This window comes from Rhodococcus sp. IEGM1339 (assembly GCF_050321925.1).
Classification (GTDB): domain Bacteria; phylum Actinomycetota; class Actinomycetes; order Mycobacteriales; family Mycobacteriaceae; genus Rhodococcus; species Rhodococcus pyridinivorans.
Genome location: NZ_JBNQFT010000003.1, coordinates 80,916 through 97,874, shown reverse-complemented (window position 1 = coordinate 97,874; position 16,959 = coordinate 80,916). Strand labels below are relative to the sequence as shown.

Genomic DNA, 16,959 nt, shown 5'->3' with positions numbered 1-16,959 from the left:
TCGCGTGACTGTGTTCGAAGCCTCGGAGTCCGTGACCAATCTGGCCCTGCTACCGGGGTTTCTGGATCCTGTCAATCTACTCAATTCGTTCGGTACCTGGATGCTCATCGGGTTGCTGCTCGTGGTGTTCATCGAATCCGGTCTGCTGTTCCCGCTGCTGCCCGGCGACTCGCTGCTGTTCACCGCCGGCCTGATCGCGGCGGCCAAGTCGGCGGAGGTCGAACCGTTCGCCCCGTTGTGGGTGCTGATGGTGACGATCCCCATCGCGGCGGTCCTCGGCGACCAGGTCGGCTATCTCATCGGCGCGAAGGGCGGGACCAGGCTGTTCAAGCCGGACTCGAAGCTCTTCAAGCAGGCCTACATCGACGAAGCGCACCGCTTCTTCCTGCGCCACGGACCCGCGATGATCTTCCTGGCACGTTTCGTGCCGATCGTGCGCACCTACGCCCCGCTGGTCGCGGGCGCCGCGAAGATGCCCTACCGAGTGTTCATCACCTACAACATCATCGGCGGCATCGTGTGGGGGGCCGGCGTGACGCTGCTCGGCTACCTGCTGGGACAGATCAGCTTCATCGCCGACAACATCGACATCATCTTCCTGGGCATCGTGTTCATCTCGGTGGTCCCGATCATCACGGAGGTCGGCAAGCGCGTGCTCAACTCGCGTCGTGCGGCCAAGAACGGTGAGGCGCCGGCCGCCGAGGCCGCAACGATGCCGATCAACCGCATCGAGTCCACGTAGGAAACGACCCTCACACCGCGGAAGGTGGATTCCGCCCGTCGAACGAACGGGTCGGGATCCACCTTCTTCCGTTTCAGGACCGCGAGGCCGCGACGGCGTAGGCAGCTTCCATGAGCATCCACCCGCCGAGCTGCACCGACAGATCGCGTTCGGCGACGGCCGACTCGCGGACGGTGCCGCCCGCGAACCGCGCGACCGAGGTGCCCAGGCCGGGTAGCCGCGCCTGCCGCGACCAGTCGCGGCCGAAGACCGGCAGCTCCTCGACCTGCAGCCGGTTCTCCCAGGCGGCCTCCGCCGACGCCAGCACGATCCGTGCCGCGACGTTGCGGGCGCGGATGTCGTCGCGGTCGGCGACGGGCAGTGTCGTGGCGACCATCGCGAGGTAGCGGGCCAGGATCCCGTTGAACAGTCCCCCGTCGCCGCCTCCCCCGCCGGTGACGACGCTGCGCTCGGTGAGGTGATCGTCGACCGCGGCGACGAGCGCGTGGACCCTGCGGCGATGCCTGGAGTCGTCGAGTTGCAGGGCGAGCTCGGTCTCGAGGCCGAGCGTCACCCCCTGGCAGTAGCTGTAGATCGCGCGTTCGTGCACGCCATCACGGATGCCGTCCAGGACGAGACCCGTCTCGGGGTCGAGCAGCACGTCGTGGATCCAGTCGGCCATCTCCTCGGCGCGGTAGACCTTGCCGGTGCGGGCGAGCAGCAGCGCCGCCGGACCGTTCGCGGGGGCGTTGAAGAAGGTGTCCCGCCGGCGCCACGGGATGCCGCCGCCGCTCTCGGGTTGCCAGGCGTCGACGAGCTCGTCGACGAGGGTCGCGATCGCGCCGCGGTGGTCGACGTAGAGATGCCGTTCGGCCCGTTCGAGCGACAGGCCGAGCCACGCCATGTCGTCGTAGTAGTTGTTGGTCCAGCCGGTGAGGTTGCGGATGCGGTGGGTGCGTGCGAGCCGCACGACACGGCGCCGGCGGCGCGGGGTGGCGTCGCGCTCGGCGGCGTCGACGGCGGCGTCGATCAGGTGCGCCTGCCACCAGTAGTGCCAGGAGAGGAACAGTCGCTCACGTCGGACGGCGGGCCATCCGACCACCCCGAGCGCGGTGCCGGGCAGTGCCCAGAGACGACGGATGTGCCGCGACACGATCGCACCCTCCGCGGCGTCGGCCCGCTCCGACCACCGGGCGGCCTCGACTCCGTCCGAACGCTGTCCTGCTGCGGTGTTCATCACCCTCCACACTGCCCGACCGGCGGCCGCCCCGACGACAGTCCGCGCGACTTTCATCCCGGATTGCGGGGCAGGTGTTACCAGGCGTCCGAGAAATCGGCGTGCTGCCGGATCCACGCGTGCATTGCGATCCCCGCGGCGACACCCGCGTTGATGGACCGCGTGGAGCCGAACTGGGCGATGGAGACCGTCATCGAGGCGACGTTGCGGGCCGCTTCGGTGACGCCGGGACCCTCCTGCCCGAACAGCAGCAGGCAGCGGCGCGGCAGGGTCGCCGTCTCCAACCGGACCGAGCCGGGGGTGTTGTCCACCGCGACGATCTCGAGGTCCTGTTCGGCCGCCCACGCGACGAGCGCGTCGACATCCGAGTGGTGGAGCAGGTGCTGGTAGCGGTCGGTGACCATCGCGCCGCGCCGATTCCATCGGCGTCGCCCGACGATGTGCACGGTGCCCACGGCGAACGCGTTGGCGGTGCGAACGACCGTCCCGATGTTCGCGTCGTGGGCGAAGTTCTCGATGGCGACGTGCAGCGGGTGCCGGCGACGGTCGATGTCCGCGACGATCGCCTCGCGGGTCCAGTAGCGGTAGGCGTCGACGACGTTGCGCCGGTCGCCGTGGGCGAGCAGCTCGGGGTCGTAGCGCGGGTCGGTGGGCGGCTCGGTGCCGAACTCCTCGATCCACGGTCCGACGCCGTGCGGGTGCTCACCCCATTCGGTGGGGCCCGCCACGTCCTCGACGGCCGGTTCGGAATGCGTGTCGGTCACCGTCAGAACGTCTCGTTCGAACCTGCTGCGACGCGGAAACCGTGGCCGGTGGCGTCGTTGGTGCAGGTCACGTCGGCTGCGGTGGTGGCGCACGTGTAGCCGAGCTGCGACAACGACGATCCCGGCGGCAGGACGGGGCTCGCCCCGTCGGGCGAGAGGTAGACCGGTCCGCCCGAGCACACGAACTCGCCTTCTCCGGAGTCCTGTACGCGGATGCCGAGTCCCCAGTTGACCATGCAGTCCTCGGGGCGCGGCGGGATCGGATCGGTCGGTCCTTCGCAGCCCGCCTCGGTGCGGGTGGGCAGCCGGACGATGCCGCATTCGAAGGTGCCGTCGGGGCTGCTGAAGTAGTACGACTCGTTGCGCTGGTACTCGACCTGCGCGAGCGGAGCCGGTTCCTCCGGGGAGGTCTCCGGCTCGGGAGCCGGTTCGGTCGTCGACGGGGTCGCCTCCTCGGGGGTGCTCGCAGCGACCGTCGTGGAGGGGGTCGTCGAGGCAGCCGCGGAGGTCGTCGTCGACGTCGCTCCGGAGTCGGCCTCCGGCCCGTCCGGGGAGCCTCCGCATCCTACGACGAACAGTGCCACACCCGCGACGACTGCGACCGGCCACATCCGAATTCTCACGCAACACCCTTCCCGACGACGTGCGGGTGTCACTCTATCGAGCGGCGTCAGTGGCCGGTCAGGCGCCGGTTCACCAGGCGATTCATCCATCCGGGCGACACCTGGGCGAGCGTGGCGAGCACGGTCGCCTGCCGGCCCACGGGCCGATGCACCCGTCCCGAGCGCCGCGTGGGACGAGTCGCGTCGAACACCGCGCGGGCGACGTCGTCGGCGCCGAGGTTCACGCCCAGGGAGCGTCGCGAGCCGATGTCCATCCCGTCGACCATGTTCGTGTCGACGAACAGCGGCCACAACGCCTGCACCTTGATGTCATGGCGGGCCCACTCGAGTTCGAGTGCTTCGGTCAGGCCGCGCACCGCGAACTTGGTGGCGCTGTAGGTGGCGAGCTCGGGCTGTCCGTAGAGCGCCGACGCCGAGCACATGTTCACGATGTGCGCGCCGGGGGTGTCGCGGAGATACGGGAAGGCCGCGTGGCAGCCGAGGACGACACCGGTGACGTTGACGTCGACGAGCTGCCGGTGCCGGCTCGCCGGGGTGTCCTCGAACGGCCCGGACGACAGCAGCCCGGCGTTGTTGACGAGGACGTCGAGCCGGCCGTCGGTGCAGAACTCCTCGAGTACGCGGGTCCACGCGGAGGTGTCGGTGACGTCGAGGGCACCGGTGGCGATCTGCCCCGCGGTGACCGAGGCGCCCTCCTCGGCGAGGCTCGCGAGCCCCGCGGTGTCGATGTCGAAGGCGCCGACGCGGTAACCGTGACGGGCGAAGAACAGAGCTGTGGAGCGGCCGATACCGGCGGCGGCTCCGGTGATCACCACGCTGGGAGCAGACATGGCATCACCCTAGTCACGGGCGGGAGCCGACGGCGCACAGCAGGGATAGGCTGGGATCGGAGGAGCTGTGAATCGTCGTATCGTTGCCACCGTCGCGTTCGTCACCGTGGGATATGTCGTCGTTCTCGCGTTGTGGATGCACCTGTTCCTGCCGATCTCCGAACCCGGCACCGAGGGCTTCCAGGTGGTCTTCCTCGTCTGCCTGTACGGCACCGTGCTCGGTCTGTCGATGGCGCTCGCGGGTCGCCGCTCGAAGGTCATGCGCCGTATCGAACGCGAAGGGTACGAGGGATGGGCGACCATCCGTTCCGCGACCCCGCTCGATCTGACCTCGACCGGTCAGCTGACCCGGCTCGATCTCGAGCTCACGGTGCCCGGCTCGGAGTCCTATCGCGGCACGGTCGTCTACGAGGTCGACCGTCGCAACCTGCAGCGCTACGCGCCCGGGGAGGTCGTGAGCATCTGGGTGGACCCGCTCGACCGCGACCGGATCGCCCTCTATCCCTGACTGTTCCGGCTCGTGAGAGCAAGGAGCCCTTCCACGAGCAACAGCTGGGCCACGGTGTAGGTGGCGAGCACGAACCCTTCCGCTGCCGCGCGCATCTTCTCGTCCTTCAGGAGGGTGCGGCGCACCACGATCGATCCGTCGGACAGCGTGAAGATCAGGCCGCCGAGACCGAGCCGACTACGCCTGTCGGCACCCGGCACGGCCAGCCCTGCGCGCACTCGCGCACCGGGTGCGAGGGCGGGGTCTCCGGCAAGGATCGCAGTGGTGGCGAGCAGGGCGCCGTATCCGGTCAGCGGCGCGGCCACCGAGCGGTTGCGGACGGCGAGCAGACCGGCCGCACCGGCCAGGGCACCGGCACGCTGCACCGCGACCGGCTTCGACACCCGCGCACCGCGCCGGACGAGGATGCTCGAGTAGGCGGTCTGCATGACACCGAAACAGGCTGCACCGCTCAGGATCCGGCGGTCCTCGTCGGAGCGGATCATGGCGATGTCACCGAGGGTGGCGGCTGCGAGACCTGCGACAAGCAGGGCGGTGTCGGCGCGATCGGTGTCGCGGGAGCGGCGCAGCACCCGCACGGCGAGCGCGGGTGCGATGAGCGGTTTGGCGATCTGCTGCAACTTCTCGTTCCCCGACACTCCCCCGACGACGGTGGCGGCCGACGCCGCCGCGAACACCGCGTGCTCGACGCCCCACCTCTTGCGACTGAACCAACCCATGCGCGCACAGTACCCGGCTGCATCGATCGTCCCGCAAGCTTCAGCAGCGGCGCGCACCGCCGGACGCCGTGGCGCGCAGGAAGGTCGGCGCCGGCAGGTCGCGCTGCACAGCGGCGTCGGCGACGGCCTTCCGCACCGAGTCCACGCGGTCGTCCTCGCACAGCGCGATCGCCGACCCGCCGAAACCGCCGCCCACCATCCGGGCGCCGAGTGCACCGGCAGCGACGGCCGCGTCGACTGCGGTGTCGAGTTCGAGGCAGCTGACCTCGAAATCGTCGCGCAACGAGCGGTGCGACGCATCGAGCAATGGTCCGAGATCCCGGATCCGCCCTGCCCGCAGCAACGCCGCAGCCTTCTGAACGCGGGCGATCTCGTCGATCACGTGCCGGGCGCGGCGACGTAGGACGGGATCGTCGATCAGGTCCGCCGACGAGGCGTCGCGCAAGCTCTCCACGCCGAGGAACCGGGTGGTGTCTTCGACCTCACGGCGACGCTGTCCGTACTGTCCGTCGGCGAGCTCGTGCCCGGTCCCGGTGTCGACGACCAGCACGGTCAGCCCGCGGGCTTCCGCGTCGAACGGGATGTGTTCGCTGCTGCCATCGGCGAAGTCGAGGAGCAGCGCGTGGCCCGGACGTGCGTGGAGGGCGATCCGCTGGTCGAGCCCACCGGTGGGGGCACCGGCGTAATCGTTCTCCGCGCGCACACACGCCGCGGCGAGTCGATCACGGCCGTCGTCGCCGAGGGGCAGCCCGCACAGGTCGGCGAGCGCCACCGCGACCGACGTCTCGAGCGCCGCGGACGACGAGAGTCCCGCTCCGACGGGCACGTCCGACGCGACCGCGATGTCCGCACCGGTCAATCCCGGCGGGTCGAGCGTCCAGATCACGCCGGCGACGTAGGCGGCCCAGCCGTCGACGTGCCGGTCGCGCAGATCCAGGTCGACGCCGTCGAAACCGGAACTGCGCACGCGCAGTACATGATCGGAGCGCCGACGCACCGCGACGACGGTGATCTGCGGGATCGCCATCGGCAGACACAGACCCCCGGCGTAGTCGACGTGCTCGCCGATGAGATTGACGCGCCCGGGGGCGCACCAGCAGCCCTCGGGTTCGGTGCCGAACTCGGTCGCGAACAGTGCGCGGGCGGTCTCTGCGAGCGTCATGGCGCCACCTCACGCAGGCGTTCGGCGATCCGTTCGGGGGTGGTGTCGCTGATCCACGCGCCCATCGCGGATTCGGACCCTGCGAGATATTTCAGCTTGTCCGGGGCCCGCCGCAACGAGAAGATCTGGCAGAACAGCCGCATGTCCCCGCGAGGTGCACCGACCGGCGCCTGGTGCCAGGCAGCGATGTAGGGGGCGCGGTCGACGCCGGGGAAGAACCGGTCGACGCGGCCGAGAAGGTCGCGCTGGACGGCGGCGAGTTCGTCGCGTTCGTGTTCGTCGAGGGCGGCGAGATCCGGGATGTCGCGGTGCGGGACGAGGTGCACCTCGACGGGCCAGCGTGCCGCGGCGGGGACATAGGCCGACCACGCGTCGCCGGAGACCACCAGTCGGGTGCCCGCGCGTCGTTCGGCGTCGAGGATGGCGCCCTGCAGCGACCTGCCGGTCCGCTGCCGATACTCACGGGCGCGGTCGAGCAGGGCGCGTGAGCGCGGTGGGACGAACGGGTAGGCGTAGATCTGCCCGTGTGGATGTTGCAGTGTCACACCGATTTCCACGCCGCGATTCTCGAAGCAGAAGACCTGCTCGACATCCGGTTGCTTCGACAGCGCGGCGGTGCGGGCGGCGAGCGCATCGATGACGGTGCGCGCCCGCGGCACGGAGAGGTCGGCGAATCGGGCGTCGTGGTCGGGGGTGAACGCGACGACCTCGCAGCGGCCGGTCGCCGGTCGCCGCGGCCACAGACCTTCGTCGTCGACGAGATCCTCACCGGCCGACGGCGCCCCGAGCGACGGAAAACGGTTCTCGAACACGACGACGTCGTAGTCGTCGGCCGGGATCTCGGTACACACGTCCGCCCTGCTCGGGCACAGCGGGCAGTCGACGGCCGACGGCAGGAAGGTACGGTCCATGCGGTGGGCCGCGAAGGTGACCCACTCCCCCGTCAGCGGGTCGCCGCGCATCTCGGAGGTCGCCGCGACCGGCGGCAGGTCGCGGCGGTCGCGGAGGTCGCGGGTCGCGGCACCGGAGACGAACGGCTCGGTGTCGTCGAAATAGATCAGTTCCCGGCCGTCCGCGAGATGCGTGACGGTCTGCCGGACCCGCGCCCCCACGCGGCTACTTGTCGTCCAGACCCAGGTCGGCGAGGCCGAGCAGGGAACGGTACTCGACGCCCTCGGCGGCGATGACCTCGTCGGCGCCGGTCGCGCGGTCGACGACGGTCGCGACACCCACGACGATCGCGCCGGCATCGCGCAGCGCCTTGACGGCGGTGAGCGGCGAGTTGCCGGTGGTGGTGGTGTCCTCGACGACGAGCACGCGCTTGCCGGTGACGTCCGGTCCCTCGATCTGCCGCTGCATGCCGTGGGCCTTGGCGGCCTTGCGGACGACGAAGGCGTCGATGGGCCGGCCGGGGGCGTGCATGACGGCGAGGGCGACGGGGTCGGCACCCATGGTCAGGCCTCCGACGGCGTCGAAGTCCCAGTCGGAGACGAGTTCGCGCAGGAGCGTGCCGATGAGCGGGCCGGCCTTGTGGTGCAAGGTCGCGCGGCGCAGGTCGACGTAATAGTCGGCTTCCTTACCGGACGACAGGGTCACGCGGCCGTGTACCACCGCCAGCTCGCGTACCAGTGCTGCCAGTTCGTCGCGGTCACTCATTGCGTCCTCACCCGTCGTTCGGCGGCGCGACGCCGGTGCGGTCGCGCTCGTGTCGGGGAACGAGCCTAGTCGCTGCGGGTCGCAGGTCAGGCAGCGACGGTGTCGGAGGTCGCCTCGGACTCCGACCGGACGTCGTTCTCGACAACCTCCGCATCGACGGTCTCGTGCCTGCGGGCCGGCTCGGATGCGGCGACGGGCGCGGGCGCCTCGAACAGCACGACAGGTCCGACGGCCGCGAGCTTCGCGAACAGCGAGGTGGGGAATCCGCCGACCGCGGTGTTCAGTGCGCCACCGAGGTCGTTGTGTACGCGGACGGCTCCGGCGATGCGCTGCTCGCGGGTCTGCAGTTCCCGGGCGACCCGGATGAACAGCCAGTGGTTGACCCCTCCGAGTCCACCGATCAGCTCGTGGAGCGTCGCCGACAGCGCGTTCTCCGCACCGGCGCGTTCGGTGAGACCCAGGCGCTGGTCGCGCACACCGATGGCGAGCGAGCGGGCGCCGACGACGGGCCGGATGCGCTCACGTTCTACACCGGCGCCGGCCGACGCCGCGATGAGCGCGGGCACGAGATCGTAGCGGTCGTCGAGTTCGTGGAGGAGCAGGCGCAGGCTCTCCCGGTGGCGTTGCTGCAACGTCCGAAGACGGCGCACGCCTGCACGCAACCACAGCACCACCGCAACCACGACAGCAACACAGAGCACCACAGCCACAGACGTCACGCGCAGAAATGTACCGAGCGCACGAATCGCGTCGAAGACTGCACCCGGCGTGTCCTGCGCGGTGTATCCGTACCGTGATCTGGCAACGCCCGCCGTCAGTTCGTCCGTGGCGATCGGGTGCTGTCGCGGCCGCAGCCGATCAGGTCCGGCCGCGACCGTTGCCGAAGGTGTTGGTCAGCTTCCGCACGAGGTTCTGCGGCACCAGTCGTCCCGCCGTGGCGAGCACCTTGTACTGCAGCCCCGGAATGCTGCGGACCTTGCCCTTGTCGAGGTCGGCGAGCGAAGTGCGCACCACCTCGTCGACGTCGAGCCACATCAGGTTCGGGGTGGACGACATGTCGATCCCGGCACGCTGATGGAACTCGGTGCGCACGAAGCCGGGGCACAGTGCCTGCACCCGCACGCCCGTGCCGGCGAGGCCACCGGCCAGCCCTTCGGTGAACGACACGACATAGGCCTTGCTGCCGGAGTAGGTGGAACCGCGACCGGGCAGCAGACCGGCCACGCTCGCGACGTTGACGATGTCGCCCCTGCCCGCCCCGATCATCGACGGGAGCGCGGCGCGGGTGAACGCGACGACCGAGGTGACGTTGACGTCGAGCTGCGCCTGCAGCAGGCCCGGATCGGCGGTCCAGAACTCGCCGGTCGTGCCGAAGCCGGCGTTGTTGACGAGCATCTCGACACCGCGACCGAGGCGTTCGACGACGAGATCGCGACCGTCGACGGCCGCCAGATCGGCGACGATGATCTCCGATGCCGCATCGAACTTCTGCTTCAGCTCGGCGGCGAGTTCGTCGAGGGCGGGACGGGTGCGGGCGACGAGCACGAGGTCGTAACCGCGACTCGCGAGGGTGCGGGCGAAACCCGCACCGATTCCCGAGGTGGGTCCGGTCACGAGCGCGACGGGGCGGACGGAAGTCATGGCCGCCACACTAACGACACGCGACGCGCGCGACCACCTCCCGAGGATCTACCTCAGTGACAATTCTCGGCGTTCCGCCGCAGTGACAATTCTCGGCGTTCCGCCGCAGTGACAATCCTCGGCGTTCCGCCGCAGTGACAATCCTCGGCGTTCCGCCGCAGTGACAATCCTCGGCGTTCCGCCGCAGTGACAATCCTCGGCGTTCCGCCTCAGTGACGGGCGGAGGGCCGGCCCGGATCCTGCGAACCCCGGTCCAGTTCCTCGGGTTCCACGACGGGCGGCAGCACGTGGAGGATGCCCGACAAACGCGCGACGGTCTCGATGGCCGAGTCCCATTCGCGTCCGGAGCTGCCGACGGGGATCGAGCCGAGCGTCCACTCGCCTTCGCTCCACAGCATCTGTACGTGGTCGGGGATGGACTCGGTGAACGCGACCATCCGCTGGTCGCACACGCGTCGCGCGATCTCGAGGTCGGTGGCGAAGACGATGCGCGGGCCGATCGAACCGAGCAGGTTCATGTCGGGGTCCTTCGGCGGCGGCGTCGACTTGAGCCGCAGATCGATGTCGACGTCGGAGCCGACCTTGCGCCGGACCGCGATGATCGTCGCGGTCTCCTCGATGTCGAACAGGACGAACTCCTCGCCGCGGCGAACCCCACGGACGATGTCGATCGCGCCGAGATATTCCTGCTTGGCGAGCGCCGCGCGGTGCCAGGTGGACGGCAGGTGGTCCTCGGCGGAGGTGTACTTGTAGCCCTGCGCTTTGGCCCAGATCTCCCGGATACGACCCGACTGTTCTCGCCGCGTCCGGTCGACGTAGAGCAGCGCGACCGCACCCAGCAGTGCGACCGCGGCCAGAGAGAACCACATGGCAGTCATCGTCGAGTCAGCCTAGCGGGTCAGCGGCCCGAACCACCGAAGGATGGGAGGGACGCGCTGACGACGGTCTCGGCGGTCATCCGTCCCTGCTCGACGGCACTGCCGGTCGCCACGGCGGTCGCTCCGACCTCGAGGCTGTCGGCGGTGTCGCCGGTCAGGGTGATGATCTCGGTGTCGGGGGTGAGGACGACGGTGACCGCCGAACCACCGATGACGCCGAGGGTGATGCTGCCGCCGTCGTTAGCGGTGATCGTGCCCACGACCGCGCCCGCGTCGCCCATGACCTCGCCGAGTCCGCCGGGGATCCGGTCGAGCGGCAGTCCCGGTGTGGTCGGTTCGGGTGCCGGCGGGAGAGTCGCCGTCGGCGGGGGCGCGACGGTGGCCGGGGCGCGATCCGACGCGACCCGCGAGGTGGAGTCGTCGGGCCGGCTGAGCAGGAACCCGATGGTGCCGCCGAGCGCGATGAGGACCACCGCGGCGAGCGTGATCAGTCCCCAGCGCGGGCCGCGCGGCTTCCCGGCATCCGTGCCGGGCGCCGGACCCGTGGGTGGCTGCCCGGGGATTCCGTGCCCCCGCGTTCCCGGTCCCGGGTTCATCGCCGTCTGCGGGTTACCGGGGTCGTATCCGGGGAGCACCTGTGTGGGCTGATAGCCGTGCGGGGGCGGGTAGCCCGGCTGAGGCGGATACGGCTGTTGCGACGGAGAACCCTGTTGCGACGGAGGACCCTGCGGGGAGGGATAGGCCTGGGTGGGCTGGTACTCGCTCCCCTGCGCGCCCCACTGCTCGTAGCGGGTGTACGCGACCGTCGGATTGGTGACCGGCCGCCCGTACGCCTCGGTCGCGTCGTCGGTGTGCAGCACGCGGGTCGCGTCGGGGTCCGTCCCGTTCGATGACTCGTCGAGCGCGTAGGCCCGTTCCTGCGGGGTGCGCGGATCCTGGGGATTCTTCATAGCGCCTTCCAGAGTAGGCGCGCGCGGCCCCGGCGGCTCCTGCCACCGAGGCCGCGCACGGGCGCCGTCAGGCGCTGATCACGAGGTGGTCGCCGTCCTCGCTGACGCCCACGTGGACGGTGTCTCCGTCCTTGATCTCACCGGCGAGCAGCTTCTTGGCGAGCTGGTCGCCGACCGCCTGCTGTATCAGGCGGCGCAACGGACGTGCACCGTACTGCGGGTCGTAGCCGCGCACCGCCAGCCAGAACCGCGCGGTGTTCGAGACGTCCAGTGTCAGTCGCCGCGCCGACATGCGGTCGGCGAACTGGTCGAGCTGGATGTCGACGATCTTCTCGAGCTGCTCCTCCGAGAGCGGGTCGAAGATCACGACGTCGTCGAGCCGGTTGATGAACTCCGGCTTGAACGCCGCCCGCACCGCCGCCATGATGTGCTCCCGATCGCCACCCGCACCGAGGTTCGATGTGAGGATCAGGATGGTGTTGCGGAAGTCGACCGTGCGGCCCTGGCCGTCGGTGAGACGACCGTCGTCGAGCACCTGCAGCAGCGTGTCGAAGACGTCCGGGTGTGCCTTCTCGACCTCGTCGAACAGCACCACCGTGTAGGGGCGACGCCGCACGGCCTCGGTCAGCTGACCGCCGGCCTCATAGCCGACGTAGCCCGGAGGCGCACCGACGAGGCGTGCCACCGAGTGCTTCTCGCTGTACTCGGACATGTCGATCCGCACCATGGCACGTTCGTCGTCGAACAGGAAGTCGGCGAGCGCCTTCGCCAGCTCCGTCTTGCCGACACCGGTCGGGCCGAGGAACAGGAAGGACCCCGTCGGACGGTTCGGGTCGGCGACACCGGCACGTGCACGACGCACCGCGTCGGAGACGGCCTGCACCGCGGCGTCCTGGCCGACGACCCGCTTGCGCAGTTCGTCCTCCATCCGCAGCAACTTGGAGGTCTCGCCCTCGAGCATGCGGCCGGCGGGGATGCCGGTCCATGCCGCGACGACGTCGGCGACGTCGTCCGGGCCGACCTCCTCCTTGAGCATCAGGTCGCCACCGGCGGTGGTACCCGACGCGGCGGCTGCCGCCTCGAGCTTCTTCTCCAGCTCGGGGATGCGGCCGTAGCGCAGCTCGGCGGCCTTGCCGAGGTCGCCGTCGCGTTCGGCGCGTTCTTCCTCACCGCGCAGGGATTCGAGCTGTTCCTTGATCTCCCGCACGGAGTCGATCGCGGTCTTCTCGTTCTGCCAGCGCGTGGTGAGCTGGTTGAGCTTCTCCCGCTCGTCGGCGAGTTCGGCGCGCAGCTTCTCGAGGCGCTCCTTCGAGGCCTCGTCGCTCTCCTTCTGCAACGCCATCTCCTCGATCTCGAGGCGACGGACGACGCGTTCGACGGTGTCGATCTCCTCGGGACGCGAGTCGATCTCCATCCGCAGGCGCGAGGCTGCCTCGTCGACGAGGTCGATCGCCTTGTCGGGTAGGAAGCGCGAGGTGATGTACCGGTCGGACAGCGTCGCCGCCGCGACGAGCGCGGAGTCGGTGATGCGCACGCCGTGGTGCACCTCGTAGCGCTCCTTGAGGCCGCGCAGGATGCCGACGGTGTCCTCGACACTCGGCTCCCCCACCAGGACCTGCTGGAAACGACGTTCGAGGGCCGCGTCCTTCTCGATGTACTTGCGGTACTCGTCGAGGGTCGTGGCACCGACCAGCCGCAGCTCACCGCGGGCGAGCATCGGCTTGATCATGTTGCCGGCGTCCATCGCCGACTCGCCGGTCGCGCCGGCGCCGACGATGGTGTGGAGCTCGTCGATGAAGGTGATGATCTGCCCGGCCGATTCCTTGATCTCGTCGAGCACGGCCTTGAGGCGTTCCTCGAACTCGCCGCGGTACTTCGCGCCCGCGACCATCGAGCCGAGGTCGAGCGAGATGACGGTCTTGCCGCGCAGCGACTCGGGCACGTCCCCGGCGACGATGCGCTGGGCGAGGCCCTCGACGATGGCGGTCTTACCGACGCCTGGCTCACCGATGAGGACCGGGTTGTTCTTGGTCCTGCGGGAGAGCACCTGGACGACACGGCGGATCTCGTTGTCGCGACCGATGACCGGGTCGAGCTTGCCTTCACGCGCCCGCGCCGTCAGATCGGTGGAGTACTTCTCCAGGGCCTGATAGCTGGCCTCGGGATCGGCGGAGGTCACGCGGCGGTTGCCGCGGACGGTCGTGAAGGCGTCGCGCAGGGCGGCCGGCGTTGCGCCGTGCCCGGCGAGGAGCTTCGCGACATCGGAGTCGCCACCGGCGAGGCCGACGAGGACGTGCTCGGTGGAGACGAATTCGTCGGTGAGTTCGGTGGCGAGTTTCTGTGCCGCGGTCATGGCCGCGATCGCCTCACGCCCGAGCTGCGGTGTGGTGGTCGCCCCGCTGGTCTGCGGAAGACGACGGACGAGGTCCTCGGCTTCCCTGCGCACCGCGGCCGGGTCGACGCCCACCGCTTCGAGCAGCGGGCCGGCGATGCCGTCGGTCTGGTCGAGCAGTGCCACGAGCAGGTGTGCCGGACGGATCTCCGGGTTGCCCGCAGCGGACGCCGACTGAAGTGCAGCGGTGAGTGCGGCCTGGGTCTTGGTCGTCGGATTGAACGAGTCCACTGCGCGCCCCTTTCTTTCTCGGTGCACCCCACGCGCAGGCGAGTGCCCCATGTCGATTCTGCAGCCGATTCCCTGCCTCGGGCAGGTCTCGGTGATGTCGAATTCTTCAACGGATCATAAGTTGAGTTTGTTCCACTCAACTTTCCTGAGTGTAGTGATTCTGCTCACAAACCGCTCGCAGGTTGTGACGGACCCGGCGGTCAGTGGCCGGGCGCCCTGCAACCGACTACAGTGGCGGCGTTCGCGCAGCACGGATACAGGGAGGATGGCGTGGAGGCTTTCGCCATCGCCCGGGTTCAGCTCAGCTTCGCGTCGATCATCGCCACCCCCACCGGAGCCGAACGGTTCGCGACGGCGTTCTACAACGCCATGTGGAGCGAGTCCACCGGCATCCGCTCACTGTTCCCCGCCGGCATGGAGTCGATGCGACAGCGGTTCGCGACCGCGGTCGGCTGGGTCGTCGCCCGCCTCCACGAACCGGGCACCGTCGACAGGTTCCTCGCCCAGCTCGCGCGCGACCACCGTAAGTACGGGGTCGAGCCGCTGCACTACCGCGTCGCGGGCAACGCACTGCTCGCCGCGGTCCGCGAATGCACTCCCCTGATCCTGTGGACGGCCGCGCTCGAACGCACCTGGGCCGAGGTCGTCGACCGAGTCGTCGAGACGATGGCGACCGCCGCGGCCACCGACGACCTGCCTGCCTCGTGGGGGGCCACCGTCGTCAGCCACGAACGCGTGCTCCCCGATCTGGCCATCATCCGGCTCGAGGCCGACAGCTCGATCCCCTACTACGCGGGCCAGTACATGAGCGTGCAGATCCCGCAGCGCCCGCACATGTGGCGGTACCTGTCGGCAGCGATCCCGCCGAATCCGTACGGGCAGATCGAATTCCACGTTCGACGGGTCTCCACCGGATGGGTGAGCCCCGCGCTCGTCGGCGAGACCGCGGTCGGCGACCGGTGGACGATCGGCCCACCGCTCGGTGGCCTGCACGTCGACCGCGAGAGCGGCCGGGACGTGCTGATGATCGCGTCCGGCACCGGTCTCGCACCCATGCGCGCCCAGATCATGGAGATGGCGATGCGCGGCGACAACCCGCGCGTCCACCTGTTCTACGGGGGCAAGTATCCGTGCGACCTGTACGACCTCGAGACCCTGTGGCAGATCGCCACGACCAACCCGTGGCTGACCATGGTGCCGGTGCTCGAGGAGAAGGAGAACCCTTGGTGGCACCCGGTTCCCGCGAAGGAACCGCCCACCGGCCTCAACCGGCCGATGTACGGCAAGCTCGGTAAGGTCGCCGGGCAGTTCGGCACGTGGGCCGACCGTCAGATCCAGATCGCCGGGTCGCCGTCGATGATCCGCACGACGCTGTACGCGCTGTCGGCGGCAGGCACCCCGCGTCAGAACATCAGCTTCGACCCGCTCTGATCTGCTTGCGCAGCTTCCGTGCTGCGAGAACGTTCCGCGTCAGCGAGATCGGGTTCGGTGGCACCCATCCCGCCTGCTTTGCCATTCCGAGGTCGTCGCGCACGGCCCAATGCTCGACGATCTTGCCGTCGGCCACCCGCATCCAATGGGCCTGACGCACCGTGAAACTCTTTCCCGTCGGCGCGAACACCTGATCGACGCGGCCCTGCTCGTCGTAGGTGGCGAAGGGTCCTTCGTGTCGCGCCGACATGACGGTGTCGAGGACGACGAGATCGTCCTGCTCCACGACGTTCTTCACCTCGAACTTCAGATCTGCGAAGGCGTCACGCAACCACAGTGCAGTCGCGAAGAAACCGTCGGGTCCATGGACTCTGGTGGGAGGCGGTTCACTCTTTGCTTCGCGATTGACCGCGTCCGCGGACAGCACCTCGCCGAAAACGCTGCGATCACCGTCGGCCATCATCATCAGAGCCCGCACGGCGAGAGATTTCTTCTCCTCGGATCCGAGTTCCGGGGTGGACGCCGGAGTGGAATGTTCGATCTTCACGGCACTTCTCCCGCCTGTGAAACGAGACGATCGACCCCCGGTTCGAGTATGAACCGGCCGGTCCAGAAGTCAACGCCGCAGGAGAAGGGAACGGTGGTTACATCCGCTGCGCCGCGACCGACCGCGCGAACTCCGGATGCGCCTGCGAGATGACGAGTTCCGAACCGTCCTCGGCCACGGACATTCCCAGAGAGGCCCGCTTCGGCTCGAGCACCCGCAAGGCGACGTAGATCGGGAGGAACGACAGACCGAAGACACCGAGCAGCGCCAGACCGTAGATCTCAGGAGCGCCCTGCACGAGCGCGAACACCAGCGCGAGAAAGATGACGCCGAGGACCGTGCAGGTCGCGGCGGCGGCGATCTGCCAGCGCGTGCGGACGGCGACGCAGCGAGCACACACGGGCCAGTCCACCGCGGCGACCTGCACCGTGTAGGCGGCCTCGAGCGCCGAACCGAACCGGTTCGATCCCTGGCGGGGCTCCGATGCGTCGGCCGCAACCGTCACCCGGACACGTCCGGTCTCGGGCTCTCCGTGGCGCGGGCAGATCGGGGGGATGGGATCGATCGGTCGCATCGAACCGTCTCCGAGCGTGCTCGTCACTCCCGAGCCCGGATATTCGACTGCCAACCGCACCTCGACCCGCTGGACGTCCCCGTTCACCATGCGAG

Annotated in this window: 18 protein-coding genes; 3 read left to right on the top strand and 15 right to left on the bottom strand. The window is 69.3% G+C overall.

Annotation, left to right across the window (positions count from 1 at the left end):
• Window positions 1–4 precede the first annotated feature (4 nt).
• The gene (locus tag ACQR3U_RS05040) at window positions 5–742 is read left to right on the top strand and encodes a VTT domain-containing protein (protein WP_283568561.1); all 738 of its coding nucleotides are present in this window, start codon (window positions 5–7) and stop codon (window positions 740–742) included.
• Window positions 743–815: 73 nt separating this feature from the next.
• Here the strand turns inward: ACQR3U_RS05040 and ACQR3U_RS05035 are convergent, their stop codons facing one another.
• From ACQR3U_RS05035 to ACQR3U_RS05020, 4 genes are all read right to left on the bottom strand, one after another.
• Entirely contained in the window at window positions 816–1,958 is a 1,143-nt protein-coding gene (locus tag ACQR3U_RS05035) for a glycoside hydrolase family 76 protein (RefSeq protein ID WP_230809872.1), read from the bottom strand.
• A 77-nt stretch (window positions 1,959–2,035) separates the two neighbouring features.
• Window positions 2,036–2,722 (bottom strand): TrmH family RNA methyltransferase, encoded by a 687-nt coding sequence (locus ACQR3U_RS05030; RefSeq protein ID WP_019291047.1) that lies wholly within the window; start codon window positions 2,720–2,722, stop codon window positions 2,036–2,038.
• Window positions 2,723–2,724: 2 nt separating this feature from the next.
• On the bottom strand, window positions 2,725–3,333 hold the full coding sequence (locus ACQR3U_RS05025; RefSeq protein ID WP_230810007.1) for a hypothetical protein: 609 nt from the start codon (window positions 3,331–3,333) through the stop codon (window positions 2,725–2,727).
• Between the two features lie 59 nt (window positions 3,334–3,392).
• The gene (locus tag ACQR3U_RS05020; RefSeq protein WP_033096219.1) at window positions 3,393–4,175 is read right to left on the bottom strand and encodes an SDR family oxidoreductase; all 783 of its coding nucleotides are present in this window, start codon (window positions 4,173–4,175) and stop codon (window positions 3,393–3,395) included.
• Between the two features lie 67 nt (window positions 4,176–4,242).
• On the opposite strand from ACQR3U_RS05020, the gene ACQR3U_RS05015 reads away from it, so the two are divergent.
• Window positions 4,243–4,683, top strand: coding sequence for a hypothetical protein (locus tag ACQR3U_RS05015; RefSeq protein WP_230809871.1), 441 nt, complete (start codon window positions 4,243–4,245; stop codon window positions 4,681–4,683).
• Here ACQR3U_RS05015 and ACQR3U_RS05010 read toward each other — a convergent pair.
• The 9 genes from ACQR3U_RS05010 to clpB form a co-directional block, all read right to left on the bottom strand.
• Entirely contained in the window at window positions 4,674–5,402 is a 729-nt protein-coding gene (locus tag ACQR3U_RS05010) for a lysoplasmalogenase family protein (protein WP_019291043.1), read from the bottom strand. The genes ACQR3U_RS05015 and ACQR3U_RS05010 overlap by 10 nt on opposite strands.
• Before the next feature lie 40 nt (window positions 5,403–5,442).
• The gene (gene galK / locus ACQR3U_RS05005) at window positions 5,443–6,564 is read right to left on the bottom strand and encodes a galactokinase (protein WP_230809870.1); all 1,122 of its coding nucleotides are present in this window, start codon (window positions 6,562–6,564) and stop codon (window positions 5,443–5,445) included.
• Entirely contained in the window at window positions 6,561–7,676 is a 1,116-nt protein-coding gene (gene galT / locus ACQR3U_RS05000) for a galactose-1-phosphate uridylyltransferase (RefSeq protein ID WP_006552998.1), read from the bottom strand. Before galT ends, galK begins: the two co-directional genes overlap by 4 nt.
• A 4-nt stretch (window positions 7,677–7,680) precedes the next feature.
• On the bottom strand, window positions 7,681–8,220 hold the full coding sequence (gene pyrE / locus ACQR3U_RS04995) for an orotate phosphoribosyltransferase (protein ID WP_006552999.1): 540 nt from the start codon (window positions 8,218–8,220) through the stop codon (window positions 7,681–7,683).
• An 86-nt stretch (window positions 8,221–8,306) separates the two neighbouring features.
• Window positions 8,307–8,894, bottom strand: a complete 588-nt coding sequence (locus ACQR3U_RS04990; RefSeq protein ID WP_308251503.1) for a LemA family protein — start codon at window positions 8,892–8,894, stop codon at window positions 8,307–8,309.
• Window positions 8,895–9,078: 184 nt separating this feature from the next.
• Complete coding sequence (locus ACQR3U_RS04985) at window positions 9,079–9,861, bottom strand: SDR family NAD(P)-dependent oxidoreductase (RefSeq protein ID WP_230809868.1); 783 nt, start codon at window positions 9,859–9,861, stop codon at window positions 9,079–9,081.
• 209 nt (window positions 9,862–10,070) lie between these two features.
• The gene (locus ACQR3U_RS04980; protein WP_006553002.1) at window positions 10,071–10,730 is read right to left on the bottom strand and encodes a hypothetical protein; all 660 of its coding nucleotides are present in this window, start codon (window positions 10,728–10,730) and stop codon (window positions 10,071–10,073) included.
• Window positions 10,731–10,759: 29 nt separating this feature from the next.
• Window positions 10,760–11,689: a hypothetical protein gene (locus ACQR3U_RS04975; RefSeq protein WP_230809867.1), complete on the bottom strand. Its 930-nt coding sequence runs from the start codon at window positions 11,687–11,689 to the stop codon at window positions 10,760–10,762.
• A 67-nt stretch (window positions 11,690–11,756) separates the two neighbouring features.
• Entirely contained in the window at window positions 11,757–14,312 is a 2,556-nt protein-coding gene (gene clpB / locus ACQR3U_RS04970) for an ATP-dependent chaperone ClpB (RefSeq protein WP_230809866.1), read from the bottom strand.
• A 270-nt stretch (window positions 14,313–14,582) separates the two neighbouring features.
• Between clpB and ACQR3U_RS04965 the strand changes: the two genes are divergently transcribed.
• Window positions 14,583–15,743 (top strand): FAD-binding oxidoreductase, encoded by a 1,161-nt coding sequence (locus ACQR3U_RS04965; protein ID WP_230809865.1) that lies wholly within the window; start codon window positions 14,583–14,585, stop codon window positions 15,741–15,743.
• Here the strand turns inward: ACQR3U_RS04965 and ACQR3U_RS04960 are convergent.
• Together ACQR3U_RS04960 and ACQR3U_RS04955 are read right to left on the bottom strand one after the other, a co-directional pair.
• Entirely contained in the window at window positions 15,724–16,290 is a 567-nt protein-coding gene (locus tag ACQR3U_RS04960) for an ester cyclase (RefSeq protein ID WP_033096225.1), read from the bottom strand. The two genes, ACQR3U_RS04965 and ACQR3U_RS04960, sit on opposite strands and share 20 nt — an antisense overlap.
• Before the next feature lie 97 nt (window positions 16,291–16,387).
• Window positions 16,388–16,954, bottom strand: a complete 567-nt coding sequence (locus ACQR3U_RS04955) for a hypothetical protein (protein ID WP_230809864.1) — start codon at window positions 16,952–16,954, stop codon at window positions 16,388–16,390.
• Between the last annotated feature and the right edge of the window lie 5 nt (window positions 16,955–16,959).

What these genes read in the sequence shown, in the direction of transcription:
- ACQR3U_RS05035 (WP_230809872.1), bottom strand. Translation starts at nt 1,958, where the DNA reads ATGAACACCGCAGCAGGACAGCGTTCGGACGGAGTCGAGGCCGCCCGG.
- ACQR3U_RS05025 (WP_230810007.1), bottom strand. Translation starts at nt 3,333, where the DNA reads ATGTGGCCGGTCGCAGTCGTCGCGGGTGTGGCACTGTTCGTCGTAGGA.
- ACQR3U_RS05020 (WP_033096219.1), bottom strand. Translation starts at nt 4,175, where the DNA reads ATGTCTGCTCCCAGCGTGGTGATCACCGGAGCCGCCGCCGGTATCGGC.
- ACQR3U_RS05010 (WP_019291043.1), bottom strand. Translation starts at nt 5,402, where the DNA reads ATGGGTTGGTTCAGTCGCAAGAGGTGGGGCGTCGAGCACGCGGTGTTC.
- galK (WP_230809870.1), bottom strand. Translation starts at nt 6,564, where the DNA reads ATGACGCTCGCAGAGACCGCCCGCGCACTGTTCGCGACCGAGTTCGGC.
- pyrE (WP_006552999.1), bottom strand. Translation starts at nt 8,220, where the DNA reads ATGAGTGACCGCGACGAACTGGCAGCACTGGTACGCGAGCTGGCGGTG.
- ACQR3U_RS04985 (WP_230809868.1), bottom strand. Translation starts at nt 9,861, where the DNA reads ATGACTTCCGTCCGCCCCGTCGCGCTCGTGACCGGACCCACCTCGGGA.
- ACQR3U_RS04980 (WP_006553002.1), bottom strand. Translation starts at nt 10,730, where the DNA reads ATGTGGTTCTCTCTGGCCGCGGTCGCACTGCTGGGTGCGGTCGCGCTG.
- ACQR3U_RS04975 (WP_230809867.1), bottom strand. Translation starts at nt 11,689, where the DNA reads ATGAAGAATCCCCAGGATCCGCGCACCCCGCAGGAACGGGCCTACGCG.
- ACQR3U_RS04955 (WP_230809864.1), bottom strand. Translation starts at nt 16,954, where the DNA reads ATGGTGAACGGGGACGTCCAGCGGGTCGAGGTGCGGTTGGCAGTCGAA.